Origin of the sequence: Kitasatospora sp. NPDC058184 (assembly GCF_042883725.1) — a bacterium.
In the GTDB taxonomy this organism is placed as follows: Bacteria; Actinomycetota; Actinomycetes; order Streptomycetales; family Streptomycetaceae; genus Kitasatospora.
On record NZ_JBHVVE010000002.1, the window covers coordinates 465,301 to 489,126 of the forward strand.

Here is a 23,826-nt window from a genome sequence, read left to right on the forward strand (position 1 = left end):
CAGGACCGCGCACCCGGCCCCAGGGTTGTGCCGGATCCGGAAGAAGATCACGACCGGCGGCGCCGGCCGACGGCCCTACGTCTTCCGCAGCTCCGGCGCCGGCACCCCGATCAGCAGCCGCCGGACCGCGTCCCAGGCCGCGCGCAGGGCGGCGGCGCAGGCCCGGGTGTCGGAGCCGAGCAGCCGCAGCCAGGCGCCGCTGTCCTGCGGCAGCACGCTGACCCCGTAGAGCAGTTCGCCGTACTCCTGGCCGCAGCCGACCACCGCCTCGTGCAGGACGTCCGCGATCCGGGCCGCCGGGGCGAGCGGGCTGAGGACGTACAGGCTGGACATCACGTCGTGCCCGGCCAGCACCGCCGGCCCGGTGACCCCGGCACCCCTACCGCCCCCTCCGCCTCCACCCGGCGAGGGCTCCAGTCGCACGGTGTCCAGTGCCACCAATTCACCACCTGGGCGCCGCACTTCGAGGTCCGAGGCGAACACCCGGTAGGCGTTGCGCTCGCCCCGGGCGAGGCGGCCGGCCAGGACGGTCTCGCCGGCCAGTACGGTCGCGTCCGGGTCGACGGTGAGGACGGTCCGCTGGTAGAGGCGCGAGTCGACGAAGGGGATCACCGGCTCGGGCAGGTACTCGACGTAGGCGCGCGGCCCGGCCGTCAGGTTGACCAGTTGCGTCGCGTAGTCGTGCTCCATCCGGTAGACCTTGGTGGCGGCCTGGGTGGTCAGGTGGACCGCCGTGTCGGCGCCGCAGTGCAGATCGGTGCGGAGCCGGTCGGCCTGGAGGATGCCGCCGCCGGTGGACATCAGGAAGGTGACGGCGAGGTCGGGGCGGGCCGGGTCGAAGTAGAGCGGGCGCATGATCTGCAGCGGCGACTTCTGGTAGTGGCCGGTGAGTTCGGTGCGTCCGCCGACCCGCTCGAAGGCCAGCTCCAGCAGCCCGACCTTGCCGGGACGTCCGACCGCGAGGGTGTCGGGCGTCCCGGCGTGGCGGCGGACCTCGTACGGGACGCGGGCCGGCTCGTAGTGCCGGGGGTCGAGCCGGGGCACCGCCGCAGCCGGGGAGGCTGTCACGCCGGGACCTTGCGGAAGGTCTCCAGGAAGGTCGCGATCTCCTCCAGCCCCTCCCCCGTCAGGCAGTTGGTGAGCACCACCGGTCCGCCCTCGCGCACCCGGTGGGCGTCGGACTCCATCACCCCGAGGTCGGCGCGGACGTACTGGGCGATGTCGATCTTGTTGATGACCAGCAGGTCCGACTCGGTGATGCCCGGGCCGCGCTTGCGGGGCATCTTCTCGCCCTCGGCGGTGTCGAGGACGAAGAGGAAGAGGTCGACCAGCACCGGGCTGAAGGTCAGCGTGAGGTTGTCGCCACCGGACTCGTACAGCAGGGTGTCGACGTCCGGGAAGCGCTCCAGCATCTCGGCGCCGGCCGCGAGGTTCATCGTCGGGTCGTCCCGTACGGCGGTGTGCGGGCAGGCACCGGTCTCCACGCCGACGACCCGCTCGGGGTCCAGCATCCCGGCCAGGGTGCGCCGCACGTGCTGGGCGTCCTCCTGGGTGTAGATGTCGTTGGTGATGACCGCCGGGCGGTGGCCGCGGGCGATCAGCACCGGGACGAGCGCCTCGATCAGCGCCGTCTTGCCGGAGCCCACCGGTCCGCCGATGCCCACGCGGAGCACGTTCTCGGTCAACTCTCCTCCTTCTGTCGGTCGTTCTTCTGTGGCGCACGTACGCATCGGGCGGTCAGCTCATGAACAGCCGGGCCTCCGCCCGCTCGTGCCGCCCGGACATGGCGTCCGCGACCGGCACGCAGCCGCCGAGGTCCGCCAAGTCCCGTTCCAATGCTGCGGATACGACCTCCCGGATCACCGGGGAGGCCGCCCACAGCACCACCTGCGCCTTGCGGTGGTCGGTCAGCCGGAGCCTCAGCGCCGCGCCGACGAAGCTGGTGCAGAACGCGAACAGGTCGCTGGTGACGGCCTGTTGGACGGGGACGCCGGCCGAGGCGTACGCCACCCCGGCCGCCACCGCCTGGCAGCCGGGGGCCCGCTTCTCCGCGACCAGCGCGGCGTACCGCTCCAGCGGCTCGCCGCCCACCGACTCCCGGGCGATGTCCAGGAGTTGGCGCCCGGTCCGGGTGGCGGCCAGGCGCAGCTCGCGGTTGAGCCTGGTGGCGTGCAGCCGCTGGTCGGTCTCGGCGAGCAGCTCCCAGTCGCCCGCCGTGGCCGCCCGGTGGGCCAGGACCAGGGCCGTGGCGTCGGACGGCCCGACGCCGTGCCGCAGCAGGTCGGCGAGCAGCCCGGGCAGGGTGTCCGGGGTGACGGCCTTGGCCTGGGCGTAGCCCTCCAGCCCGTGCGAGAGGGTGTAGAAGCCGCTGGGGAAGGCCGAGTCGGTCAGCTGGAGGCAGACCAGCAGGGCGTCCAGGCCGCCCATGGCGTCCGGATCCCCCAGGCCGTCCACAGCGTCCAGGCCGCCCATGGCATCCAGGCCCGGCCGCGTCTCGGTGACGGGGCTCACGCGAGGTAGAACAGGTGGTTGAGCGGCAGCTCGCGGGCCGGTTCGATGGTGGCGGGCTCGCCGTCCAGGGTGACCTTGTACGTCTCCGGGTCGACCGCGATCTTCGGCAGCGCGTCGTTGCGCACCATGTGCTGCTTGCCGACCGTACGGCACCGCCGCACCGGCAGCACCCGGCTCTCCAGGCCGAGTTGGGCCGGAACCCCGAGGTCGACGGCGGCCTGCGACATGAAGGACACCCGGGTGGCCTGCTTCGCCCGCCCGTACTGGCCGAACATCGGGCGGTAGTAGACCGGTTGGGGGGTGGGCAGCGAGGCGTTCGGGTCGCCCATCAGCGCCCAGTTGATCACGCCGCCCTTGATGACCATCTTCGGCTTGGCGGCGAAGGAGTTGATCGGCCAGAGCACGATGTCGGCGAGCTTGCCGGGCTCCAGCGAGCCGATGTGGTCGGCGGTGCCGGAGGCGACGGCGGGGTTGATGGTGAGCTTGGCGAGGTAGCGCAGGACGCGGGCGTTGTCGTTGCGCTCGCTGTCGCCGGCCAGCTTGCCGCGCTGGTCCTTGCAGTGGTGGGCGGTCTGGAAGGCCCGGGTGAAGGACTCGCCGATCCGGCCCATCGCCTGCGAGTCGGAGGAGAAGATCGAGATGACGCCCTCGTCGTGCAGCACGGTCTCGGCGGCGATGGTCTCGGCGCGGACCCGGGAGTCGGCGAAGGAGACGTCCTCGGGGATGTTGTGGCTGAGGTGGTGGCAGACCATCACCATGTCCAGCAGCTCGTCCACCGAGTTGACGGTGTAGGGCAGCGTCGGGTTGGTGGAGGACGGCAGCACGTTGGGCTCGCCGGCGATCCGCATGATGTCGGGGGCGTGGCCGCCGCCCGCGCCCTCGGTGTGGAAGGTGTGGATGGTGCGGCCGTCGATCGCGGACAGGGTGTCCTCGAAGTAGCCGGACTCGTTGAGGGTGTCGGTGTGGATGGCCACCTGCACGTCGTACTCGTCGGCGACGCTCAGCGCGCTGTCGATCGCGGCCGGGGTGCTGCCCCAGTCCTCGTGCACCTTGAGGCCGCACACGCCGGCCTCGACCTGCTCGCGCAGCGCGCCGGGCAGTGAGCCGTTGCCCTTGCCCAGCAGGCCGACGTTGACCGGCAGGTCCTCGACGGCCTGGTACATCCGGTGGATGTTCCACGGGCCGGGGGTGCAGGTGGTGCCGTTGGTGCCGTCGGACGGGCCGGTGCCGCCGCCGATCAGGGTGGTGATGCCGTTGCTCAGCGCCTCCTGCACCTGCTGCGGGGCGATGAAGTGGATGTGGGTGTCGATGCCGCCGGCGGTGGCGATCAGGTGCTCGCCGGAGATCACCTCGGTGCCGGGGCCGATCACCAGCCGCGGGTGCACGCCGCTCTGGGTGTGCGGGTTGCCCGCCTTGCCGACCGCGACGATCAGGCCGTCCTTGACGCCGATGTCGCCCTTGACCACGCCGAGCACCGCGTCCATGACGACCACGTTGGTGATGACCAGGTCGAGGGCGCCCTGGAGGGAGGTCGCGGCCGGGTCCTGGGCCATCCCGTCGCGGATGCCCTTGCCGCCGCCGTAGACGGCCTCGTCGCCGTAGTGGCCCTGGTTGAAGTCCTGTTCGACCTCGACCAGGAGGTTGGTGTCGGCGAGGTGGAAGCGGTCGCCGACGGTGGGGCCGAAGAGGTCGGTGTACTGCCTGCGGGAGAGGATGGCCATCAGCGGTCGCCTTCCGGGTGGGTCTCCGTGTGGAAGTCCCGGGGCCGGTCTTCCTTGTGGTCGAGGTTGGTGCCCTTGAAGCCGAGGGCGATGGCCCGGTCGACGGCGCGGGCGCGGGTGGCGGGGGCGGTGATGCCGCCGTCCACGAGGTTGGCGAAGCCGACCAGGCGGCGGTGGCCGCCGAACTCGGCGAGCGTGACGTCCTTGGTGTCGCCCGGCTCGAACCGGACGGCGGTGCCGGCCGGGATGTCCAGGTGTTTGCCGAAGGCGGCGTTGCGGTCGAAGTCGAGGGCGCGGTTGGCCTCGAAGAAGTGGTAGTGGGATCCGACCTGGATCGCCCGGTCACCGGTGTTGCTGACCGTGACGGTGGCCTTGGCGCGGCCGGCGTTGATCTCCACCGGGTCGTCGCCGTACAGGTACGCGGCGCCACCAGACATGGCTGGCCTTCCTCTCTGCCGGGTCAGTGGGGGGTGTGTGCGGGTTCGTGGGTATGGCTGGGGTGGTGCGGGTGGTGCGGGTGGGCCGCGTGGCCGTGCTGATGCCCACCCGGCCCGTGGCTGTGACCGTGGCCCTGCTCCCCCGGCCCGTGGCTGTGCGCGTAGCCGTGCCCGTGCTCGGCGTCGAGGCCGGCCAGGATGCCGTCCTCCCCGTGCCCGAGCAGGTGCAGCGCCGCCGCCGTCCGGGCCGCGACCACCCCGGCGACGGCGGACGGCCACAGCAGCGGGCCGCCGTCCCGTACGCCGGGCAGCGCGGTGCGCAGGGCCGGCCCGAAGGAGGCCGGAACGGCCGTCACCTCGCGGGCGCCGAGCAGCCGGCAGCGTTCGGCGCCCTCGGCCGGGTCCGGGTCGCCGCCGTCGAAGGCGACCTCGACCCACCGGTGCCGCCCGTACTGGCGGGCAAGGCGGGCGATCCGGAACAGTTCGGCGTCCTCGAAGGGGCCGGCCGCCGGGGCGGTGACCAGCACCGCGCCGTCGGGGGCGGGGCCGGCGGCGGCGCGCAGCCAGCCGATCAGGTGGTCGGCGGCGCCGAAGGGCGCGGTCAGGGCGAGCCGTCCGCGGCCCTCCCCGGCGGCCAGCCAGCGCAGCGCCCGGGCGGTGTCGGCGACGAGCTTCGGGTCGCGGCCGAGCGTCATCGGTACGACGCACACCGGCCCGTCGCCCGCCGCGGCGAGCGCGGACCGGACGGCCTCGGTGAGCGGACGGCCCGCGGGGGCCGCGGCGTGCACGGTGGACTCGCGGGCCGCCAGCGCCGCGAGGTCCCGGCCGCCGTCGCTCTCGTGGCCGCCGGCCAGCACCACGGTGGCGGCGGCATGGGACCGGGTCATCACTCAGGCACCCACCGGGTCGTGGCAGGAGACCAGCTTGGTCCCGTCCACGAACGCCGCCTCGACCTGGAGCAGCGGGAGCATCTCGCGCACGCCCGGCATGACGTCCTCGCCGCCGACGACCTGCTTGCCGATCTCCATGCACTCGGCGACGGTGCGGCCGTCCCGGGCGCCCTCCATGATCGCCTCGCTGATCAGCGCGCAGGCCTCGCTGTAGTTCAGCTTGACGCCGCGGTCCCGGCGTTTGCGGGCCAGATCGGCGACGACGTAGATGTACAGCTTGTCGATCTCACGCGGCGAGAGATTCACGGGTATCACTCTTCCTTTCCGAGAATCCGATGGAATGCAGAAAGATGCTCAAGGGGCTTCGGTGAGCCCGGGGTTCTCGACATCAGATGAATTCGGCGGCGCCGGACGCGGAATCAAGTCCGGCGCAGGCGCGGGACGGCCGGCACCGCCGCCAGGAACAGCAGTGTGGTCAGGACGAACGGCCAGGTGAAGGCGTGACCGCCGAAGGGCGCGGAGGCCGCGCCGAGCGCCGGCGTGAGCACGGTCGCGCCGGCCGCACCGACCAGGGCGTACGCCGCGCTCCAGGCGTCGGGCGCCAGGAACACCCCGCACAGCGCGAGGGCGACCAGGACGCCGCTGTACCCGAGCAGGCCCTGCCCGACCGCCTCGCCGGGGGCGCCGAACACCCAGGCCGTGAGCAGCCCGGTGGCGCTCCCCGCGCAGGCCATCAGGCCCGCGAGCCGGCTCGCCGCGAACAGCCCGGCCAGGAACAGCAGTCCGACGTACCACTGCGGCATGAAGAAGATCTGACCGATGTTCGCGAAGAAGCCGTGCCAGAGCTGGTCCCAGCTCAGCCCGGTCGGCCCGGCGGCCGGGACGGGCAGCGCGGCGGGTGCGCCCGCGCCCTGCCACAGCCGCCGGAAGCCGGGGGCGGCCGCCGTGACAGCCGTCGCGACCAGGCAGAACGGCGCGGTCAGCGCGGGCAGCCGCCAGGTGGCGAGCAGCGCCCCGAGCCCCGCCGTGACCACCACGGCGACGGCGGACCCGAGGACCGCCACCGCGACCGTCGCCGGGTGCCCGGCGCCCAGGAAGACGGCGCAACTCAGCGCCACCAGGCAGCCGTTGTACCCGTGCAACCCCGCCCCGACGGTCTCCCGGTCGAGCCCGAGCCCGTACGCGACGGCGGTGGAGACGGCACTGCCGAGCAGTCCGTAGAGGCCGTACCGCCAGTCGGCGGCGAACAGTGCGGCCACGAAGAAGAGTCCGCAGACGACGGACGGCATGAAATCGACCTGCGCGACGCCGCGCAGGACCTCCGCGACCACCCTGGCGGATATCGGACGAGTCGCCACCGAGGCGCTCTCCCCACCCTGTTGCAAACCCATGCTGCGCACCAATTTTCCGGTACGGCCGGCCTGCCTGAATGTCGGCCCCGGCGATTCCTCCGGAACCGTACTCCTATGGTTTGCGAAGTCCAGGGGGTACGGGGTGTTATGCCAAATCCACGAAGGGTGACCATCGGGCCGCTGAGCTGCAACAATCTGTTGAAGTCACGGCCCGTCGGGTTCGTTGCAGGGAGAAATCCTTTGCGAAGTTTTACTGACGGTTGGCATCGGCTATGCCGGGGCCGCGCTCGCTCCCGCCCGGATCAGATGCCGCGCCAGGAACCGTTCCGACGACTCCAGTTCGGGTTCCGGCACCTCCAGGTGGCCCCCGGGGTTGGCGTGCAGCGTCTTCTCCCGCGAACCCAGCGCGCCGAACAGCGCCAGCGCCCCCTCGCGCGGGACCAGCGCGTCGTCCCACTGGAGGAGGAACTCCACCGGCACGCCGACCCGACCCGCCGCCTCCGCCTGCGACGCGTGCCCCGTCAGCCCGAACACGGCGACGGCGACGCGCGGTTCGGCCGCCGCCAGCGGGATGCCGATCGCACTCCCCAGCGACAACCCCCAGTACCCGACCGGCCCGAGGCCCTCCGCGTGTCCGGGGTCCTCCACCCGACCGGGGTCATCCGTCCGACCGGGGCGCTCCGCCTCACCGCTCAGCGCGTCCAGCACCGCCACCCACTCCGGCACCGCCCGCTCCGCGAGCGCCGCCGTGTGCCGCGCCACCCAGGCGCTGACCGGCCGGCCCGCCGCGATCAACTCCCCGATCTCGGTGGCGAACCGCTCGTCCTGGGCGCTGCGCGTCCGCTCCCCGTGCCCCGGCGCGTCCAGCGCCACCGCCGCGAACCCGTGCCGCCGCACGAACCGCCGGGCCCGGTCCACCAGTCCCGGACCCAGCTTGTGCTGGCCGCCGCCGTGCCCCAGCAGCACCAACGGCCGCCCGCCGAGGGGCGATCCGTCCGGCTGCCAGAGCACTCCGGGCGCGCCGTCGAGGGTGAAGTGGCGCTGCGTCACGCCGTCCGCGCTGGATTCCGTGGTGAAGTGCACCCCGTCATCATGGCTCCCGACACACGTTCGGGTCCGGCCTTTCCCTCGACGGGCTGCCCCACGACGGGCTCACCGCCGTCGCCACCGCACGGCTCGCCGCTACCGCGCGGCCGGGCCGTCCTCGTGGAGGAAGGCGAGCAGCAGGGCGGTGGTCTCGGCCGGGCGCTCCAGGCTGGGGAGGTGGCCGGCCCAGGGGAGCTCCTGGTGCCGGGCGTCGGGGAGGAGGGCGGGGAGGGCGGCGGCGATGTCCCGGAAGTCCGGGAAGTCGTGGGCGCCGGACACGGCCAGGGTGGGGGCGGTGATCCGGCCGAGGTCGACGTCCTCGCGGTCGGAGCCGACCGTCGCCGTCATCTGGACGTCGAAGGCGTGGCGCTGCATCCGGCGGACATGCGCGCGGGTCCGCTCGTCGGCCTCCGGGCCGAGCCAGGACTCGACGTTCAGCTCGACGGCCTCGTCGATCCGCCCGGCCTCGATCAGCTCGTCCTCGCGCCCGCCGAAGGCGCGCAGGGTGTCGCTGGGCTGGTGTCCGGGCATGCCCGCGCCGAGCAGGGCCAGCCTGGTGACCGCCTCGGGGCGCAGCGCGGCCGCCGTCAGGGCGATCCGGCCGCCGTAGGAGGCGCCGACCAGGGCGGCGGTCCCGATGCCCAGGTGGTCGAGCAGGGCCAGGACGTCCCCGGCGTCGCTGTACGGGGCGTCCGCGAGCGGCGTGTCGCCGAAGCCGCGGAAGTCGCAGCGGACCACCCGGTGTCCGGCGTCGACCAGCGGCTGCCACTGCGCGTCCCACATCCGCCGGTCGCACACCGAGGAGTGCAGCAGCACCACGGCGGGCCCGCTGCCCGCTACGTCATGAGAAATGATCATTCGGCGGATCGTAGTGTCCCCGCCGCTGTTCCCCAAGCGATTTGAAGCCGCCGCGGCCGCGGGTAAGCGCTTTCGACCGCCCCCGGGCTCTGGACGGGTGAAGGAGGTGCTCGGAGGTGCTCATGGGAGAAGCGAAAGACGATCGGGACGACGGGTTCCAGTCGTTCATCGTCACGGTCTGGCCGCGCCTGGTACGGACGGCGTACCTGCTGGCCGGCGAGCAGTACGCGGCCGAGGACCTGGTGCAGTCGGCCGCCGAGAAGGCCTGCGCGGCCTGGTCGAAGGTGCGCCGGGCCGACGATCCGTACGCCTATGTGCGGCGGATCCTGGTCAACCAGCACGCCCGCCGCTGGCGCCGCCGGGCGCCGGAGCTGCTGGTGGACGCGGTGCCGGACGCGGCGGGGGTGGAGGACGGCTACGCCCGCTCCGACCAGCGCGGGGCCCTGCTGGCCGCGCTGGCCACCCTGCCGCCGCGCCAGCGCGAGGCGGTGGTGCTGCGGCACTGGGAGGACCTGAGCGACAGCCAGACGGCGGCCGCCATGGGGTGCTCGGTGGGCGCGGTGCGCAGCCACGCGGCGAAGGGCATCGCGCGGCTGCGGCAGGTCACGGCACTGGTGGGACTCAAGGACACGACGCACATCGGAGGAGCGGCATGAGGGGCGGCATGGACCGGGAACCGGACGGGGTGGGCGGGGACGACGGCACGGACCTGTGGGTGGGGCTCGGCCTCGCCGAGGCGGCGGCCGGCGCGCGGATCGGCCCGGCGCCGGTGACGGACATCCTGGCGGGGGGCCGCCGGCTGCGGCACCGCCGCCGTACGGTGGTCGGCGCGGCGGCGCTGGCCGCCGCGGTGGCGCTGACCGGCGGGGCGCTGGCGCAGCTGCGGCCGGGCCCGGCGCCCGCCCACGGGATCGGTCCGGCCGGCGTCGGCGCCGCGCCCACGCCCACGCTCACGGTGGCGAACACCCCCGGGCTGGGCACCCCCCTCCCGCCGAACGGGACCGCCCCGGCCTTCCGCAACCCGCTGACCCCGGTCCGGGTGGTGCTCGGCCAGGGCCTGACCCCGGACGGCAAGCAGTGGCAGCTGTGGGAGGCGCTGTGGCCGGAGGCCCCCCGGGAGCGGGCGTTCGAGCAGGCGACGGCGGTGTGGGAGGAGCGCAGCAGGTACGACTCGGAGATCTCCAAGCCGACGGAGGAGTACGTCCAGCGGTACTGGCAGCCGGACTGCGACGTCACCAACGTCTACTTCACGGTGGACGGGGTGCGGCTCAGCCATGACTCCGACGGCGCCCAGGCGGCCCCGGGCAAGGTCGACCCGCGCAACCGGACCGTCTTCGGCGGCGGCCTGGTCGGCCACCGGGGCAAGGGCGACACCGTGGCCCCGCTGGACGTGGTGCTGCTCTCGATCGGACCGGACGTCGGCCGGGTGGTGGTGACCTGGGCGGACGGCAGCACCACGGAGCCGACGCCCGTCACCGTGGCCGACTCCCCGATCCGCGAGCTGGTGGTGGCCCGCCCGGGGACGATGCGGGCGAAGTCCTGGCAGTTCTTCGACAAGGACGGCAACAAGCTCCCGGACGCCGGTGCCAAGTACCTGACCGAACCGGCCTCCTGAGCCCGGGGCAGGAGCGGGAGGTCGGCCGGGCCGACCTCCCGCTCCTTTCCTGTCCCCCTTCAGCCGAGCAGCAGCTTCGCGGCGGCCGTCGCGCCGTCCGTGCGGACCCGGGCCGAGAGGGCGGCGGCGCGCTCGCGGGTGGCGGGGGCGAGGGCCCGGCGCAGGGCGGCGGTGAGGGACGCGGTGGTCGGGGTCGGGCCGTCGTGGGCGGCGCCGATGCCCAACTCCGCCACCCGCGCGGCCCAGTACGGCTGGTCCACCATCTGCGGGACCAGCACCTGGGACACTCCGGCCCGGGCGGCCGTGGTGGTGGTGCCCGCGCCGCCGTGGTGGACGACGGCGGCCACCTTCGGGAACAGCGCCTGCTGGTTGACCTCGCCGACCGCGAAGCAGTCCTCGGCCCCGTCCACCTCCGCCAGTCGGGCCCAGCCGCGGCCGAGCAGCACCCGGCGGCCCTGCGCCCGGACCGCCTCGACGGCGACCCGGGCGGCGCCCGCCGGGTCGCGCAGCGGCATGCTGCCGAAGCCGACGTACGCCGGCGCCTCGCCGGCCGCCAGGAAGTCCGACAGGTCGGCGGGCAGCGGGCGTTCGTCCGGCAGGATCCACGCGCCGGTCTGCACCGCCTCGGGCCAGGACGGGTCCGCCTCCGCGGGCCGCGGCCACGGGTCGAGCAGCGGGTCGGTGGCCAACCACGGCCGGCCGGTGAGGACGTGGTCCCGGACGTTGTCGGTCTCGGGCAGTCCGACCGCCGCCCGGCGGGAGTTGACCGCCTCGCCGAACAGCGCGTTCATCGTCCCGATGTTGAGCTCCCACAGCTCCCGGGGGTCGGTCGCCTCCGGCGGGTAGGGCAGCATCGGGTACTCGAACGGCCGGTGGTGCGGGGAGGGCAGCACGGTCGGCTGGAGGGCCACGTACACGAAGCGGGCGCCCAGTTGCTCGGCCGCCGCCTGTGCGCCGGCCGCCGCCGGGAACAGCCCGGTGGCCAGCACCGCGCCGCCCGGCTCGGCCGCCCCGAGCACCGCCGCGTGGAACTGCTCGACCAGCCGGGCGGCGCGCGCGGGCAGGTCCCCGGGCTTCGGCGGCGGCCCGCTGACCAGCGCGCGCACCGACTGACCGACCGGCACCGGCTCGACTCCGGCCTCGGCCAGCCGCGCCGAGAACTCCTCGTCCGGCGGCGCGCAGACCCGCACCTCGGCGCCGAGTTCCCTCAGTCGCACCGCCAGCGCGGCCATCGGCTCGACGTCCCCGCGCGACCCGTACGTCGACAACACCACTCGCACTTCGTGACTCCCCGTTTCGCGGATCTGCTTCCGTGCTTCGCGGACCGGCGTCCTCGAAGCGGTGATTCTGCGTCACCACCGGGGCCTTGCGGCAAGGCCCCCCGTGCGCTGTACGTTGAGAGTGGCGAGGAGTGGGTACGCCTCCGCGGACGCCAGCACCGCACCGGAAATTCCCAGGCGGACACCGCTTCTCCTGCCAGAATCTCCTTCATGCGCGCGATCATCGAGGACATGGCCGGTCAACTCGCCCGTGTGCCGGGCGTGGTGGGAGTGATGCTCGGCGGGAGCCGGGCGCGGGGCGAGGAGCGGCCGGAGTCGGACTGGGACCTCGGGGTGTACTACCGGGGCGGCCCCGACCTCGACGCGCTGCGGGCGCTCGCCGGGCCGGAGACCGAGGTGGCCGGCCCGGGCGGCTGGGGCCCGTGGGTCAACGGCGGGGCGTGGCTGCGGGTCGACGGCGTCGCCGTGGACTGGATCCTGCGGGACCTCGACCGGGTCGGACGGGTGTGGGCGGACTGCCGCGCGGGCCGCTACGAGGTGGGGACGCAGGCCGGCCACCCGCTCGGCTTCTGGTCGCCCTGCTACCCGGGCGAGGTCGCCCTCGGGCAGCCGTTGGCCGACCCCACCGGGGAGTTGACGCGGCTCAAGCGGCAGACCGCCGACTACCCGGAGCCGCTGCGCGGGGCCCTCACCGCGGCCACCTGGGAGGCGGGCTTCCTGCTCGACACCGCCGCGAAGAGCGCCGTCCGCGCCGACGCCCTGCACGTCTCGCTCTGCCTGTCGCACGCCGTCGGCATCCTGGTCCAGGCCCTGTTCGCCCACCACCGCCGCTGGTGCCTGAACGAGAAGGGCGCGCTGGCCGTAGCCGGTCGACTGCCGGACGCCCCACCGTACTTCGGCAGGCGCGCGCACGGCCTGCTCGCCGAGCCCGGCGGGTCGGCGGCGGAGCTGACGGCCACCGTCGCCCGGGCGCGGGAGCTGACCAGGGAGACCGTGGCCGCACTGAACCGCTGAGCCGCCGAACACCTGATCGCCAACCGCCCGGCGGGCGAGGCGCGTTCAGCCCCGGTGCCAGGAGGCGGCGTTCCGGTGGTCGGCCGCCGACGCCACCTCGACGGCCGCCGCCCTCATCTCCCGCTCCCAGTCCCGCGTCACCTCGACCGGCCACGTGTCGACGCAGCCCGGGCAGCAGACCCGGTCGACCAGCTCCGCGAGCCGCCGCTCCGCCCCGGTCGTACGCTCGTCGATCCGGGACCAGAGCGCGGCGACGGCCTCAACCGGCGTGATCTCCCCGGACACCAGCCGGGCCGCGGTGTGGTGCAGGAGGCTGCGCTGGACGAAGCCGTCGTCCGGCACCGGCAGGCCCAGCTCCGCCATCGCCTGCCACAGCAGCTCCGTCAGCTCGACCGGGGGCTCGCCCCGGCCCGGCCGCCCCGCGAGGTCGCAGAGCGCGGGCGAGTCCCCGCCGATGCCCGCCGCCAGCAGCCCGGCGGCGGCCATCGGCAGGTCCTCGGGGAAGACCAGTCCGGCGGAATACTGCCAGGCCAGGGTGAATGCGTCGTCCATGGCGCCATCCTGACAAAGCGGCCACGCCAGCCGCCACCGGATTCTCCGCCCCTGCGGAAAACCACAGGGTGCGGCGGTACGGAAAACCACAGGGCGTCCGCCGGAAACCCTCATACCGGCGCTGACCTGCGGTTCCTAGCGTGGAGGGCAGAGCCGGGCGCACCAGGCGCCGGCACCGCGACCACCCTGGAGCCCGCATGCCGCACACCGTCCTCGCCATCGCCCAGCAGCCCGCCGACGGCTTCGCCGGCTGGGCGGCCGACCTGGTCGACACCCTGGGCGGCCCCGGGGCCGGCCTGGCGATCGCGCTGGAGAACCTGTTCCCGCCGCTGCCCAGCGAGGTGATCCTGCCGCTGACGGGCTTCGCCGCCGGGCAGGGCGTGATCAGCCTCGCCTCGGCGCTGACCTGGACGACCCTCGGCTCGGTCGCCGGGGCCGTCGTCCTCTACTGGCTGGGCGCCCTGTTCGGCCGGGAGCGGATGCACGCGATCTGGGCCCGGCTGCCGCTGGTCAAGGCCTCCGATCTGGAGCGCACCGAGGCCTGGTTCGCCCGGCACGGGACGAAGGCGGTGCTGCTGGGCCGGATGGTGCCGATCTTCCGCAGCCTGATCTCCGTTCCGGCCGGGGTCGAGCGGATGCCGCTGCCCGCGTTCGTCATGCTGACCACGATCGGCAGCCTGGTGTGGAACAGCGTGCTGGTGATGGCCGGGTTCCTCCTCGGGGACCGCTGGGACACGGTGGAGACGTACGTCGGCCTGTTCTCCAAGGCGGTCCTGGTGGTGGTCGCGGTGGCCGTGGCCGGGTACGTCGTGATGCGCTGGCGCGGGCGCAACAGCGCCGCCCAGCACCGCCGCGCCCGGTGACCGGCCCGGCCGGACCCACCGGCCCCGATGGCCCCGAAGGCCCCACCGCCCCCGCAGGCCCGGCCCGCCCCGTAAGCTCGGACCCCGTGCAGGGGGATGCAGCGGACACCACGTCATGGCCGCGCCGGGCCACCGGAGTTCTGCTCGGCTGCCCGAGCGCCGCGCTCGCCGCGCTGTACCTCCTCCTCGCGGCCGTCGTCCTCGGCCCGTTCCTGCTCTGGCCGCGCACCCGCCCGTACGCGGTGCCGGGCCTGCTGTCCGGGGTGCGCCGGCTGGCCGCCCTGGAGCGGGCCCGGCGCAGCGCCTTCTTCGGCGACCGCTTCCCCCACCAGTACCGGGCGGACGACCGCCGGGTACTGCGCTACCTGGCGGTGCGCAGCGGCGGCGGGCTGGTCGCCGGGGTGGTGCTGGGGCTGCTGGGCTTCGGGCTGGCGCTGGCCGTCCTGCTGGTCGGCGGGGTGCTGCGCGGCTCGCTGGGCTGGGAGGAGCTGGCGACCCAGGTGCTGCTCGGCGGGGTGCTGCTCTTCCTGGCCGTGCAGGGCCTGTTCTCGCTGGCCGCGCTGGACGCCCGGACCGCCCGGGAGTGCTTCGGGCCGTCCGAGGCCGAGCTGCTGCGCCGCCGGATCACCGAACTCGCCGACAGCCGGGCCGCGGTGGTGCAGGCCGTGGACGCCGAGCGGCGGCGGATCGAGCGGGATCTGCACGACGGCGTGCAGCAGCGGGTGGTCGCGTTGGCGATGCTGATCGGCCGGGCGCGGCGCGGCCTGGACCGCCACCAGGACCCGGAGCGGACGGAGGCGCTGCTGCGCCAGGCGCACCGGGAGGCGCAGGGGGTGCTGACCGAGCTGCGCGAGGTGGCCTGGCGGGCGTACCCGTCGGCGCTGGACACCCTGGGCCTGGAGGAGGCGCTGGGCGGGGTGGCCGAGCGGTGCGCCGTCCCGTTGCGGCTCCGCTACGAGGTGGCCGGCCCGCTGCCCGAACCCGTCCGGACCGCGGCCTACTTCGTGGTGTCGGAGTGCGTCACCAACGCGGCCAAGCACTCCGCCGCCTCGGCGGTCTCGGCCCTGGTCGAGCGGACCGCCGGCGTGCTCACCGTACGGGTCGAGGACGACGGCACCGGCGGCGCGGACCCGGCGGGCAGCGGCCTGACCGGCCTGCGCGGGCGGGTCGCCGCGCTGGACGGTACCCTCCACGTCCACAGCCCCGCCGGGGGCCCGACCGTCATCACCGCGGAGCTGCCATGCGCGTGACCCTCGCCGAGGACTCGACCCTGCTGCGGGAGGGCCTGGTCCGGCTGCTCGCCGAGGAGGGGCACGAGGTGCTGGCCGCGGTCGGCGACGCGACGGCGCTGACCGCGGCGGTGGCGGAACGGCCGCCGGACGTCGTGGTGGTGGACATCCGGATGCCGCCGACCCACACCGACGAGGGGCTGCGGGCGGCGGTGGAGATCCGCGAGCGCTGGCCGGAGGTGGGCGTGCTGGTGCTCTCCCAGCACATCGAACGCGGGTACGCGGCCCGGCTGTTGGACGCGGGCGCGGAGCGGGTCGGCTACCTGCTGAAGGACCGGGTGGCGGAGGTCGACGAGTTCCTGGACGCCCTGGTGCGGGTCGCGGCGGGCGGCGCGGTGATCGACCCGGAGGTGGTGCGCCAACTGGTGGTGCGCACCACCCGCACCGACCCGCTGGCCCGGCTCACCCCGCGTGAGCGCAGCGTCCTGGAGGCGCTCGCCCAGGGCTGGACCAACGCCGCCATCGCGCAGCGGCTGCACGTCTCGATGAGCGCGGTGGAGAAGAACCTCAACGCCGTCTTCGACAAGCTGGACCTGCCCCGCACCACCGACTACAACCGCCGCATCCTGGCCGTCCTGCACTACCTCGGCGCGTAGCCTCCGCGACGGCTCAGGGCTTCCGCGGCTCCCGGCCGCGCAACGCGTCGACCGGGCTGGCGTCCGGGCGGCTGTCCGGACCGGCGGCCGGCCCGGCGGTGCCCGGCGGCCGGAGGGTGAGGACGCGGTCGGCGAGGGGCAGCAGCGCCCGGTCGTGGGTGATCAGGACGGTGGTGCGCCCGGTCATCAGGCGGCGCAGCGCGGGGACGAACTGCTCGACGGTGTGCGGGTCCAGCCCGGTGGTGGGTTCGTCCAGGACCAGCACGGGGGTGTCCCGCAGGAAGGCGCGGGCGATGGCGACGCGCTGGCTCTGGCCGCCGGAGAGCTGGAAGCCGTCGGCGCCGATCACCGTGCGGTAGCCGTCCGGCAGCGCGGTGACGAAGTCGTGGGCGCCGGCGTTGCGGGCGGCGCGTTCGATGGCGGCGGGCGGGGCGTCGGGGCGGCCGTAGGCGATGTTGTCGGCGATGGTCGCGCGGAACAGCGGGGCCTGCTGGGGCAGCAGGGTGACGGCCTGGCGCAGCGAGACGAGGGTGAGGTCGCGCAGGTCCTGGCCGTCGAGGCGGACGGTGCCGGCCTGCGGGTCGAGGAAGCGGACGAGGAGCTTGGCGAGGGTGGACTTGCCGCTGCCGCTGGGCCCGACGAGGGCCAGGGTCTCGCCGGGGAGCAGGTCGAGGTCCAGGTCTGTGAGGACGGGCGGCCCGGGGGTCCCGGTGGCGCCGGGGTAGCCGGCCCGGACGCCCTGGAGGGTGACCCGGCCCTGGACCGGGCCGGTGTCGCGGGCGGTGGGGCGTTCGCGCACGGGGCTGGTGAGGTCGTGCAGTTCCAGCACGCGTTCGCCCGAGGCGCAGGCCGTGCCGGCCAGCGGGACGAGGGCGGCGAGCTGCTGGGCGGGCTCGAACAGCTGGGCCATGAAGGCGGCGAAGGCGAGCAGGCCGCCGAGGCTGAGCTGCCCGTGGATGACCTCCAGCGCGCCGACGCCCACCACCGTGAGCCCGGCCAGCAGTTGCAGCACGCCGAGGAAGGGCTGGTAGAGGTCGGCGACCCGGGCGGCGGAGAGTTCGGCGTCGAGCAGGGCCTTGCCCTCCCGGTGGACCCGTTCGACCTCCCGGCTCTCCTGGCCGCAGGTCCGGGTGACGGTGGCGTTGCGCAGGGACTCCTCCAGCAGCGCGGTGACGCCGCCCGCGCGGCGCTGGACCTGCCGTTCCCGGCGCCGGATGCGGCGCCCGAACAGGCTGGTGGAGAGGACGAACAGCGGGGCGGCCAGCAGCGCGGCCACGGTGAGCGGCCAGCTCAGGTAGAAGGCGGCTCCGGTGAACAGCAGCAGGCTGACCGCGGCCACGGCGCCCTCGACCAGTCCGGTGGCCACCATCTGCTCGATCTCGGCGATGTCGAAGGTGAGCCGTGCCACCAGGTCGCCGCGCCAGCGGGTCTCCAGGGTGTCGGGCGGCAGGGTGTGCAGGTGGGCGAGGGTGTCGGTGCGCAGCCGCAGCATGTAGCGCTCGGCGGTCCTGGTGCTGGTGTAGGTGCCGCCGTAGGTGAACAGCGCGGCGGCCACGGACGCGCCGAGCATGAGGGCGGCGAGCAGCCAGAAGTCGGCGAAGTGCCGGGGCACCAGGACGTCGTCGATCAGGTCCTTGAACAGCCAGACGGAGACGACCTCGCCGAAGGCGCCGAGGACGAGCAGGACCGCGCTCACCGGGAGCCAGCGCACGTCGGGGCGCACCCACGGCCAGAACCGGCGCATCAGCTCCCGCAGCGGGACGACGGGCGGGTCCGTCACCGGCCCCGGGTCGTCGTCGTCCCGCGCCGCCCGGTCGCCCGGGGGCGTCACTTCGCGCATGGCCACGACCCGTTGCTCTCGGAGACGTCGTTCCGGTGTCCGGAAACGACCTTTCGGGGTCCGGATCCGCCGTTTCCGAGGTGGGGACCCGTCATCCGGGGCCCCGTCGTCCGGGCCCCGTCGTCCGGGACGCGTCACCCTCCGCGTGGCGGCGGTGCCGGCCCCAGGGTGAGGGGCCGGCGGTGGTACCGCCGGCCCCTGTGATGGCGCTAGTCGGGACTGTTGTGCGCAGTCCTAGCCGAAATCACCGTCACCACATGCCGAAACGGCGACGGTGGTTTCCACGACGGTTGCGGCCACGATCACGATCACGCCCACGACCACGGTCACGGTCACGGCCGTAACCACCGCCTCTGTCTCCTCCACGGCCGAAGTAACTCATCACGGCTTCTCTCTCTCGTTGCGTCGGCGCTCCTGGCGCCCGCCGAGACCTGCACCGGCGGCGCGGTCCCGGGGACCTGGAGGCCGTTGCCCGTGGTCGGACCGTTCCGGCGGCCTGTCGGCGACGCCCGGTCCGATCCGTCCCACTCCTCCAGTATCCGCCCACCGAGCGTGTTCGCAGCTCCAGAGCCGTACGGACTTCGCGACGACCGGCCGCCACCGTGGAGGGTGTCCCGCCCGTCACGTTCGGCGACTCCCGGTACGTCATCGGAACGGCGGCTCCCACGGAGGGCGTCCGCGGCCGTGTGCCGGGTAGGCTGACCGTGGTGCGCGAGTCCTCAGGGAACCTGACAAATGGGTCCGATGGCCGCCCTCCACGCCCTCCCCCTCGCCGGACGGGCCGCCACGCGGCCGGAGGGGCGGATCCGGGCCGGGCGATGGCCCGGCGGGCGTGCCGAGCGGGTCCCGGCGGGGCGTCACACAGTTTTCACACCCCGGCCATCCGTCGGCCGCGCGTCTCGTTGACACTGTGTCGGGCGAGTCCGGAAGGGCCTGCTCCGCATACGGACGGTCAACGAATGAATGACATTGTGTCCGCTCCGTGTGCAAGCACAGCCCAGGCAGCGAACGGGTTTTCACTCTAATCACACGGTATGACTAGTATCGCTTCGTCAAAAAACCGTGCCCGGACGGCCCGCCCCTCACCGGCCGGCCGCCAGCCCCAAGGAGTCAGCTCTGCGCGCGCGTGCGAATCGGCGGCCCCCGACGCCGAAGGGCCCCCGCAGGCGTCCACGCCTGTCCCTGCGGACGGCGCTGCTCGTCCTGGCCGTCGTCCCCAGCATCGCCCTGGTCGCCCTCTGGGCCGTGACCAGCGGTGAGACCATCGCCGACTTCCAGCGGCTGGCCGACCAGGCCACCATCGCCCAGAAGGCCGGCCAACCGTCCAACATCGTCTACTACAACCTCCAGGAGGAGCGCCGGCTCAGCGCCGAGGCGCTCGCCCGGCCCGGCTCCAACGCCGACCAGCTGCGCCACCAGCGCCAGCTGACCGACGACGCGGTGCGGCAGTTCCAGACCCTCTCCGGCGCGACCGCCGACAACGCCCCCGGCGAGATCCGGTCCGCCGTCGTCGAGGCCCGCCAGGCCATGGGCAAGCTGGCCGAGCAGCGCTCCGCCGTCGACCGCGGCACCACCGACCAGCAGAGCGTCTTCGCCTACTACACCGACCTGATCAGCGTCGACCTGCGGCTGTTCACCGCGCTCAGCCGCGTCGACACCGGCGAGGTCACCTGGCTGTCCAAGACCCTGGTCAACTCCTTCTGGGCCAAGGAGATGCTCTCCCGCGAGGACGCCGTCCTGGCCCGCGGCTGGCCCACCGGGCGACTGTCGGCCACCGACTACCAGCAGGTCCAGCAGCTGATCGGCGCGCAGGACCACCTGCTCAACGTCCAGGTCCTGCCGTACATCCCGGACGCCGAGGCACCGGCCTGGCACGAGCTGGTCAACAGCCCGTCCTGGCAGGCCAAGGCCGCCGTCGAGCAGGCCCTGCTCAAGCCCACCGCCGCCGACGCCAACGGCACCGTCAAGCTCCCGGCGACCCAGGACCAGTGGCGCCAGGCCCTCGACGGGCTCAACCCGCCGCTGGTCAAGGCGATCGAGGACCGCACCAACGGCATCATCGAGGTCGCCAAGAGCGCCATCGTCGGCATGCTCACCCGGGTCGTGCTGACCACCGTCGTCGGCCTGATCACGGTCGTCGCGGTGATCATCGCTTCCTGGCGGCTCAGCCGCTCGCTGCGCCGCCGCATCAAGGACCTGCACACCCAGGCCGAGGAGATGCAGCGCACCCTGCCCGAGGTGGTCGACCGCCTCGGCCGCGGCGAGCAGGTGGACGTCGAGGCCGAGACCCGCACCATCACGGACGGCCCGCACGGCAACGGCACCGACGAGCTGGCCCGGCTCGGCCAGGCCCTCAACCTGGCCCGCTCCGCCGCCCTGGAGTCCGCCGTCGGCCAGGCCGAGCAGCACCGCGGCTTCGAGCGGCTGCTCCAGCGCATCGCCCGCCGCACCCAGCTGCTGATCGGCCGCCAGCTGCGCAAGCTGGACGAGCTGGAGCGCAAGCACGACGACCCGGAGGTCCTGGAGGGCCTCTTCGACCTCGACCACCTCACCGCCCGCCTGCGCCGCTACGAGGAGAACCTCGTCATCATGGCCGGCGGCCAGCCGCAGCGGCGCTGGCGCAAGCCCGTCCCGCTGCTGGACGTGCTGCGCGCCGCGCAGGGCGAGGTGCAGGACTACCGGCGGATCTCGATCGACATCGAGGGCGACCCCTGGCTCTCCGAGCGGGCCGTCGGCCCGGTGGCGCACGTGCTCGCCGAGCTGATGGAGAACGCCACCACCTTCTCCAAGCCGCCCACGCCGGTCGAGGTGCGCGCCGCCGTGGTCGGCCGCGGGCTCGCGATCGAGATCGAGGACCGGGGCCTCGGCATGGACCCGGAGCAGTACGACGCGGCCAACGAGCTGATGAGCCGCCCGCCGCGCACCGACGTGCTGGCCCGGGCCGACGACATCCGCCTCGGCTTCCACGTGGTCTCCCGGCTGGCCGCCCTGCACGGGCTGCGGATCGAGTTCCGCCCGTCCGCCTTCGGCGGCACCCGGGCGGTCGTGCTCGTCCCCGACGAGCTGGTCCTGGAGGGCGACACCGGGCTGCCGGACGGCGCCGGCGGCACGGCCACCGAGCCGATCCCGCTGGTGCGCCGCTCGCGCCGGGCCGTCCGCTCGGCCTCCGACGAGACGCCCGTCCCGGTGCCGGCCGGTCCGCCGGTCGCGCCGGTGGACTCCTTCACGCAGGGCGACCACGCCCCGCAGGCGGCCCCGGTGCCGCTGTCCCCGGCGGAGGCCGGGACGTGGCCGGGACCGGACGCGGGACCGGCGGCGGGATGGGGCGCGGCACCGGAGGCCACGCTCCAGGAGGTCCCGCTGCCCGCGGCCCCGTTCCAGCCGGCGGTCGTCCAGCCGCTGCCGCCGGCCCCGGACGCCCCGGCCGTCCTCCCGGCGGCTCCGTTCGAGGCGGAGTGGCCCGAGCAGCCGTACCAGGCCGAGCAGCCGTTCCAGGCCGGGCAGGCGTACCCGGCGGAGCAGCCGTACCCGTCCGGGCAGCCCTTCGGATCGGAGCCGTCGTACGACGCTGAACCGTCCACCGGCCCCGTGCCGTCGTACGGAGTGGAGCAGCCCGCCACGGCTGCCCGGCCCGACCACCAGCCGGAGCAGCCGATCGAGCACACCTCCCCGGCCGACCCGGCGCCCGCCCAGGACGCCCCGGCCTACCCGGACATCGCCTACGCCCGGGTCACCGAGGCCGAGGCCCCGTACGCCGACGAGCAGTACCGCCCGGCCGACCACTACCGGCTGGCCGAGCGGCGCCAGCCCCGCGAGTACCGGACCTCGGTGCCGTTCAGCCCGGCCCAGGCCGGCCAGCCCCCGCTGCCGCAGCGCGTCCGGCAGGCCAGCCTGGCGGCCGAGCTGCGGGTGCCCCCGCCGGCCCAGCCGCAGTGGGTCGAGCGGCCCGCCGCGGACACCCCGCCCGCGGGACCGTTTCAGCGCACCGAGCGCCCGGTACGGCGCTCGGGTGCGGCGATCGGCGCCTTCCAGCGGCAGTCCCGCGCCGCCCGGGCCCAGGACAGCGGCGAGCACCGCCTGCCCGCCACCCCGCCGGAGCCCTCCCCCGCCCCCGCGCCCGCCCCCTGCGCCCTTCCGGCCGCGGACCCCCGAACCACACGAACGGATGAGCAGTGATGAACCGCACGATCGCCACCCACCAGGACCTGGACTGGCTGCTGGACGGACTCGTCGACTCGGTGCCCGGGACCAGGAACGCCGTCCTGCTCTCCGACGACGGTCTCGTGGTCAGCCACTCCCGCACCATCGAGCGGGCCGACGCCGAGCGCCTGGCCGCCGTCGCCACCGGCCAGCAGAGCCTGGCCCGCGGGGTCGGGGCGCTGTTCGACGGCGGCCCGGTGCACCAGGTGATCGTCGAGCTCGCCGAGTGCTGGCTGTTCGTCATCGCCGCCGCCCAGGGCACCCACCTGGCCGTGGTCGCCTCCCAGGAGGTGGACGCCGAGGTGATGTCCGTCGCGATGCACACCCTGGTGCAGCAGGTCGGCCAGAAGCTCACCACCCCGGTCCGCCACGAGGAGGCCCCCGGCGCCCCCGCCGCCCCGGCCTCCTTCGACGCCTTCGCCGCCCGGAACCGGGGCTGACCAGGGTGGAACCGTACGGGAACGACGCCTGGGGGGACGGCCGCGACGACGGCCGGCAGGCCGACCCGCGACCCGGTCCGGCCTCCGGTTCGCCGTCCGGACCGCAGCCCGGCTCTCCGTCCGGCCCGCCCTCGGGCCGGCAGTCCGGCTGGGACGACTCCTGGCGGCGCGGCACCGTGCCGCACTGGAGCGAGCTGGAGGACGACGCGGAGGAGGAGACGGGCAGCATGGTGCGCCCGTACACGATCACCCGCGGCCGGACCGCGCCCGAGCGCGACGACCTCACCCTCATCACCGTGCTCACCACGGTCGAGGAGGAGGCCGACGCCGCCCTGGCACGGGGCAGCCGCGCCGGTGCCCGCGGCCTCCAGCCCGAGCACCGGCTGATCCTCGAACGCTGCCGGCGCCCGATCGCCGTCGCCGAGGTGTCGGCGGGCCTGGACCTCCCGGTCTCGGTCACCAAGATCCTGCTGGGCGACCTGGTCGCCCAGGGCCTGCTGAAGGCGCGGGCGCCGCTGTCGGTGGCCCGGGCCGCCGGCGGCGTGGACCTCGGCCTGCTCACGGCCGTACGCGAAGGACTCCGGAGACTCTGAACATGGCAACCCCCCACTCCGCCACCGACGCCCCCGCCGCCCCGGCCGCCGTCAAGATCCTGATCGCGGGCGGCTTCGGCGTGGGCAAGACCACCCTGGTCGGCTCGGTCAGCGAGGTCGCCCCGCTGCGCACCGAGGAGTACCTGACCCGGGCCAGCGTCGGCGTCGACGACCTGGCCGGCGTCGACCAGAAGACCACCACCACCGTCGCCCTCGACTTCGGCCGGATCACGGTCAGCCCCGAGCTGGTCGTCTACCTGTTCGGCACGCCCGGCCAGGAGCGCTTCTGGTTCATGTGGAACGACCTGGTCAACGGCGCCCTCGGCGGGATCGTCATCGCCGACACCCGCCGGCTGGAGACCAGCTTCGCCTCCATCGACTTCTTCGAGAGCCGGGGCATCCCGTTCGTGGTCGCGATCAACTGCTTCCACAACACCAACACCCGCACCCCCGACGAGATCCGGGCCGCGCTCGACCTCGACCCACAGGTGCCGATGCTGCTCGGGGACGTGCGCGAGCGCGCCTTCGGGCGGGACCTGCTGCTCGCCCTGGTCGACCACCTGATGGAGCTCGCCGCCACACCCGTCGGCTGAACCGGCCCCGGCCGGACCGACATCCCGGCCGACCCTTCCCCTCGACCGCCGTGCCCGCTCGGCCGGACCGGCTCCGGCCGGGCCCCGCACCGCCCC

Annotated in this window: 24 protein-coding genes; 10 read left to right on the top strand and 14 right to left on the bottom strand. The window is 74.4% G+C overall.

Annotated features, from left to right (window positions below; all coding sequences use genetic code 11):
- Positions 1-75: 75 nt before the first annotated feature.
- From ACFVXH_RS05230 to ACFVXH_RS05275, 10 genes are all read right to left on the bottom strand, one after another.
- Positions 76-1,068, bottom strand: a complete 993-nt coding sequence (locus tag ACFVXH_RS05230; protein WP_387820298.1) for an urease accessory protein UreD — start codon at positions 1,066-1,068, stop codon at positions 76-78.
- Positions 1,065-1,685, bottom strand: a complete 621-nt coding sequence (ureG, locus tag ACFVXH_RS05235) for an urease accessory protein UreG (RefSeq protein ID WP_049651049.1) — start codon at positions 1,683-1,685, stop codon at positions 1,065-1,067. Before ureG ends, ACFVXH_RS05230 begins: the two co-directional genes overlap by 4 nt.
- A 52-nt stretch (positions 1,686-1,737) precedes the next feature.
- Positions 1,738-2,472 (bottom strand): urease accessory protein UreF, encoded by a 735-nt coding sequence (locus tag ACFVXH_RS05240; protein WP_387820593.1) that lies wholly within the window; start codon positions 2,470-2,472, stop codon positions 1,738-1,740.
- Positions 2,473-2,507: 35 nt separating this feature from the next.
- Positions 2,508-4,232: an urease subunit alpha gene (ureC, locus tag ACFVXH_RS05245; protein WP_074004164.1), complete on the bottom strand. Its 1,725-nt coding sequence runs from the start codon at positions 4,230-4,232 to the stop codon at positions 2,508-2,510.
- Entirely contained in the window at positions 4,232-4,669 is a 438-nt protein-coding gene (locus ACFVXH_RS05250) for an urease subunit beta (protein WP_063780133.1), read from the bottom strand. Before ACFVXH_RS05250 ends, ureC begins: the two co-directional genes overlap by 1 nt.
- Positions 4,670-4,692: 23 nt before the next feature.
- Entirely contained in the window at positions 4,693-5,556 is an 864-nt protein-coding gene (locus ACFVXH_RS05255) for a sirohydrochlorin chelatase (RefSeq protein WP_387820300.1), read from the bottom strand.
- A gap of 3 nt (positions 5,557-5,559) precedes the next feature.
- Positions 5,560-5,865 carry an urease subunit gamma gene (locus ACFVXH_RS05260; protein ID WP_117490737.1) on the bottom strand — a complete coding sequence of 102 codons (306 nt, stop codon included), beginning with the start codon at positions 5,863-5,865 and terminating at the stop codon, positions 5,560-5,562.
- Positions 5,866-5,978: 113 nt separating this feature from the next.
- Positions 5,979-6,917, bottom strand: a complete 939-nt coding sequence (locus ACFVXH_RS05265) for an urea transporter (protein ID WP_387820302.1) — start codon at positions 6,915-6,917, stop codon at positions 5,979-5,981.
- Between the two features lie 264 nt (positions 6,918-7,181).
- Positions 7,182-7,994, bottom strand: coding sequence for a dienelactone hydrolase family protein (locus ACFVXH_RS05270; protein WP_387820304.1), 813 nt, complete (start codon positions 7,992-7,994; stop codon positions 7,182-7,184).
- A gap of 99 nt (positions 7,995-8,093) precedes the next feature.
- On the bottom strand, positions 8,094-8,855 hold the full coding sequence (locus ACFVXH_RS05275) for an alpha/beta fold hydrolase (protein ID WP_049659981.1): 762 nt from the start codon (positions 8,853-8,855) through the stop codon (positions 8,094-8,096).
- A 122-nt stretch (positions 8,856-8,977) separates the two neighbouring features.
- On the opposite strand from ACFVXH_RS05275, the gene ACFVXH_RS05280 reads away from it, so the two are divergent.
- Both ACFVXH_RS05280 and ACFVXH_RS05285 read left to right on the top strand, forming a co-directional pair.
- Positions 8,978-9,511, top strand: a complete 534-nt coding sequence (locus ACFVXH_RS05280; RefSeq protein ID WP_387820306.1) for a SigE family RNA polymerase sigma factor — start codon at positions 8,978-8,980, stop codon at positions 9,509-9,511.
- Positions 9,512-9,519: 8 nt separating this feature from the next.
- On the top strand, positions 9,520-10,470 hold the full coding sequence (locus tag ACFVXH_RS05285) for a hypothetical protein (protein WP_387820308.1): 951 nt from the start codon (positions 9,520-9,522) through the stop codon (positions 10,468-10,470).
- A 59-nt stretch (positions 10,471-10,529) separates the two neighbouring features.
- Here the strand turns inward: ACFVXH_RS05285 and ACFVXH_RS05290 are convergent, their stop codons facing one another.
- Positions 10,530-11,750 (bottom strand): glycosyltransferase, encoded by a 1,221-nt coding sequence (locus ACFVXH_RS05290; protein ID WP_387820310.1) that lies wholly within the window; start codon positions 11,748-11,750, stop codon positions 10,530-10,532.
- Between the two features lie 210 nt (positions 11,751-11,960).
- Here ACFVXH_RS05290 and ACFVXH_RS05295 point away from each other — a divergent pair, with 210 nt between their 5' ends.
- Positions 11,961-12,764: a nucleotidyltransferase family protein gene (locus tag ACFVXH_RS05295; protein ID WP_074004157.1), complete on the top strand. Its 804-nt coding sequence runs from the start codon at positions 11,961-11,963 to the stop codon at positions 12,762-12,764.
- Positions 12,765-12,809: 45 nt separating this feature from the next.
- Here the strand turns inward: ACFVXH_RS05295 and ACFVXH_RS05300 are convergent, their stop codons facing one another.
- Positions 12,810-13,316 (bottom strand): hypothetical protein, encoded by a 507-nt coding sequence (locus ACFVXH_RS05300; protein ID WP_387820312.1) that lies wholly within the window; start codon positions 13,314-13,316, stop codon positions 12,810-12,812.
- 197 nt (positions 13,317-13,513) lie between these two features.
- Between ACFVXH_RS05300 and ACFVXH_RS05305 the strand changes: the two genes are divergently transcribed.
- The 3 genes from ACFVXH_RS05305 to ACFVXH_RS05315 all read left to right on the top strand — a co-directional run bounded on the left by ACFVXH_RS05305 (position 13,514) and on the right by ACFVXH_RS05315 (position 16,064).
- Positions 13,514-14,179, top strand: coding sequence for a DedA family protein (locus ACFVXH_RS05305; RefSeq protein WP_049654396.1), 666 nt, complete (start codon positions 13,514-13,516; stop codon positions 14,177-14,179).
- An 86-nt stretch (positions 14,180-14,265) separates the two neighbouring features.
- Positions 14,266-15,429, top strand: coding sequence for a sensor histidine kinase (locus ACFVXH_RS05310; protein WP_387820315.1), 1,164 nt, complete (start codon positions 14,266-14,268; stop codon positions 15,427-15,429).
- Complete coding sequence (locus ACFVXH_RS05315) at positions 15,420-16,064, top strand: response regulator transcription factor (RefSeq protein ID WP_117490718.1); 645 nt, start codon at positions 15,420-15,422, stop codon at positions 16,062-16,064. Before ACFVXH_RS05310 ends, ACFVXH_RS05315 begins: the two co-directional genes overlap by 10 nt.
- A 13-nt stretch (positions 16,065-16,077) precedes the next feature.
- On the opposite strand, the gene ACFVXH_RS05320 is transcribed toward ACFVXH_RS05315, so the two are convergent.
- Both ACFVXH_RS05320 and ACFVXH_RS05325 read right to left on the bottom strand, forming a co-directional pair.
- Positions 16,078-17,904, bottom strand: a complete 1,827-nt coding sequence (locus ACFVXH_RS05320) for an ABC transporter ATP-binding protein (RefSeq protein WP_074004154.1) — start codon at positions 17,902-17,904, stop codon at positions 16,078-16,080.
- A gap of 234 nt (positions 17,905-18,138) precedes the next feature.
- The gene (locus tag ACFVXH_RS05325) at positions 18,139-18,270 is read right to left on the bottom strand and encodes a hypothetical protein (protein WP_255357445.1); all 132 of its coding nucleotides are present in this window, start codon (positions 18,268-18,270) and stop codon (positions 18,139-18,141) included.
- Between the two features lie 879 nt (positions 18,271-19,149).
- Between ACFVXH_RS05325 and ACFVXH_RS05330 the strand changes: the two genes are divergently transcribed.
- The 4 genes from ACFVXH_RS05330 to ACFVXH_RS05345 are packed head-to-tail and all read left to right on the top strand — an operon-like array spanning position 19,150 to position 23,730.
- On the top strand, positions 19,150-22,080 hold the full coding sequence (locus ACFVXH_RS05330) for a nitrate- and nitrite sensing domain-containing protein (RefSeq protein ID WP_387820317.1): 2,931 nt from the start codon (positions 19,150-19,152) through the stop codon (positions 22,078-22,080).
- The gene (locus ACFVXH_RS05335; protein WP_049654463.1) at positions 22,080-22,544 is read left to right on the top strand and encodes a roadblock/LC7 domain-containing protein; all 465 of its coding nucleotides are present in this window, start codon (positions 22,080-22,082) and stop codon (positions 22,542-22,544) included. The genes ACFVXH_RS05330 and ACFVXH_RS05335 overlap by 1 nt, the downstream gene beginning before the upstream one ends.
- A 5-nt stretch (positions 22,545-22,549) precedes the next feature.
- Positions 22,550-23,137: a DUF742 domain-containing protein gene (locus ACFVXH_RS05340; RefSeq protein ID WP_387820319.1), complete on the top strand. Its 588-nt coding sequence runs from the start codon at positions 22,550-22,552 to the stop codon at positions 23,135-23,137.
- Between the two features lie 2 nt (positions 23,138-23,139).
- The gene (locus tag ACFVXH_RS05345; RefSeq protein WP_074004152.1) at positions 23,140-23,730 is read left to right on the top strand and encodes an ATP/GTP-binding protein; all 591 of its coding nucleotides are present in this window, start codon (positions 23,140-23,142) and stop codon (positions 23,728-23,730) included.
- The last annotated feature ends 96 nt before the right edge of the window (positions 23,731-23,826 follow it).

Bases quoted from the DNA above. Each gene is read 5' to 3' on its own strand.
- ACFVXH_RS05240 (WP_387820593.1), bottom strand. From the start codon at position 2,472: ATGGGCGGCCTGGACGCTGTGGACGGCCTGGGGGATCCGGACGCCATG.
- ureC (WP_074004164.1), bottom strand. From the start codon at position 4,232: ATGGCCATCCTCTCCCGCAGGCAGTACACCGACCTCTTCGGCCCCACC.
- ACFVXH_RS05250 (WP_063780133.1), bottom strand. From the start codon at position 4,669: ATGTCTGGTGGCGCCGCGTACCTGTACGGCGACGACCCGGTGGAGATC.
- ACFVXH_RS05255 (WP_387820300.1), bottom strand. From the start codon at position 5,556: ATGACCCGGTCCCATGCCGCCGCCACCGTGGTGCTGGCCGGCGGCCAC.
- ACFVXH_RS05275 (WP_049659981.1), bottom strand. From the start codon at position 8,855: ATGATCATTTCTCATGACGTAGCGGGCAGCGGGCCCGCCGTGGTGCTG.
- ACFVXH_RS05280 (WP_387820306.1), top strand. From the start codon at position 8,978: ATGGGAGAAGCGAAAGACGATCGGGACGACGGGTTCCAGTCGTTCATC.
- ACFVXH_RS05285 (WP_387820308.1), top strand. From the start codon at position 9,520: ATGGACCGGGAACCGGACGGGGTGGGCGGGGACGACGGCACGGACCTG.
- ACFVXH_RS05295 (WP_074004157.1), top strand. From the start codon at position 11,961: ATGCGCGCGATCATCGAGGACATGGCCGGTCAACTCGCCCGTGTGCCG.
- ACFVXH_RS05300 (WP_387820312.1), bottom strand. From the start codon at position 13,316: ATGGACGACGCATTCACCCTGGCCTGGCAGTATTCCGCCGGACTGGTC.
- ACFVXH_RS05305 (WP_049654396.1), top strand. From the start codon at position 13,514: ATGCCGCACACCGTCCTCGCCATCGCCCAGCAGCCCGCCGACGGCTTC.
- ACFVXH_RS05315 (WP_117490718.1), top strand. From the start codon at position 15,420: ATGCGCGTGACCCTCGCCGAGGACTCGACCCTGCTGCGGGAGGGCCTG.
- ACFVXH_RS05320 (WP_074004154.1), bottom strand. From the start codon at position 17,904: ATGCGCGAAGTGACGCCCCCGGGCGACCGGGCGGCGCGGGACGACGAC.
- ACFVXH_RS05335 (WP_049654463.1), top strand. From the start codon at position 22,080: ATGAACCGCACGATCGCCACCCACCAGGACCTGGACTGGCTGCTGGAC.
- ACFVXH_RS05345 (WP_074004152.1), top strand. From the start codon at position 23,140: ATGGCAACCCCCCACTCCGCCACCGACGCCCCCGCCGCCCCGGCCGCC.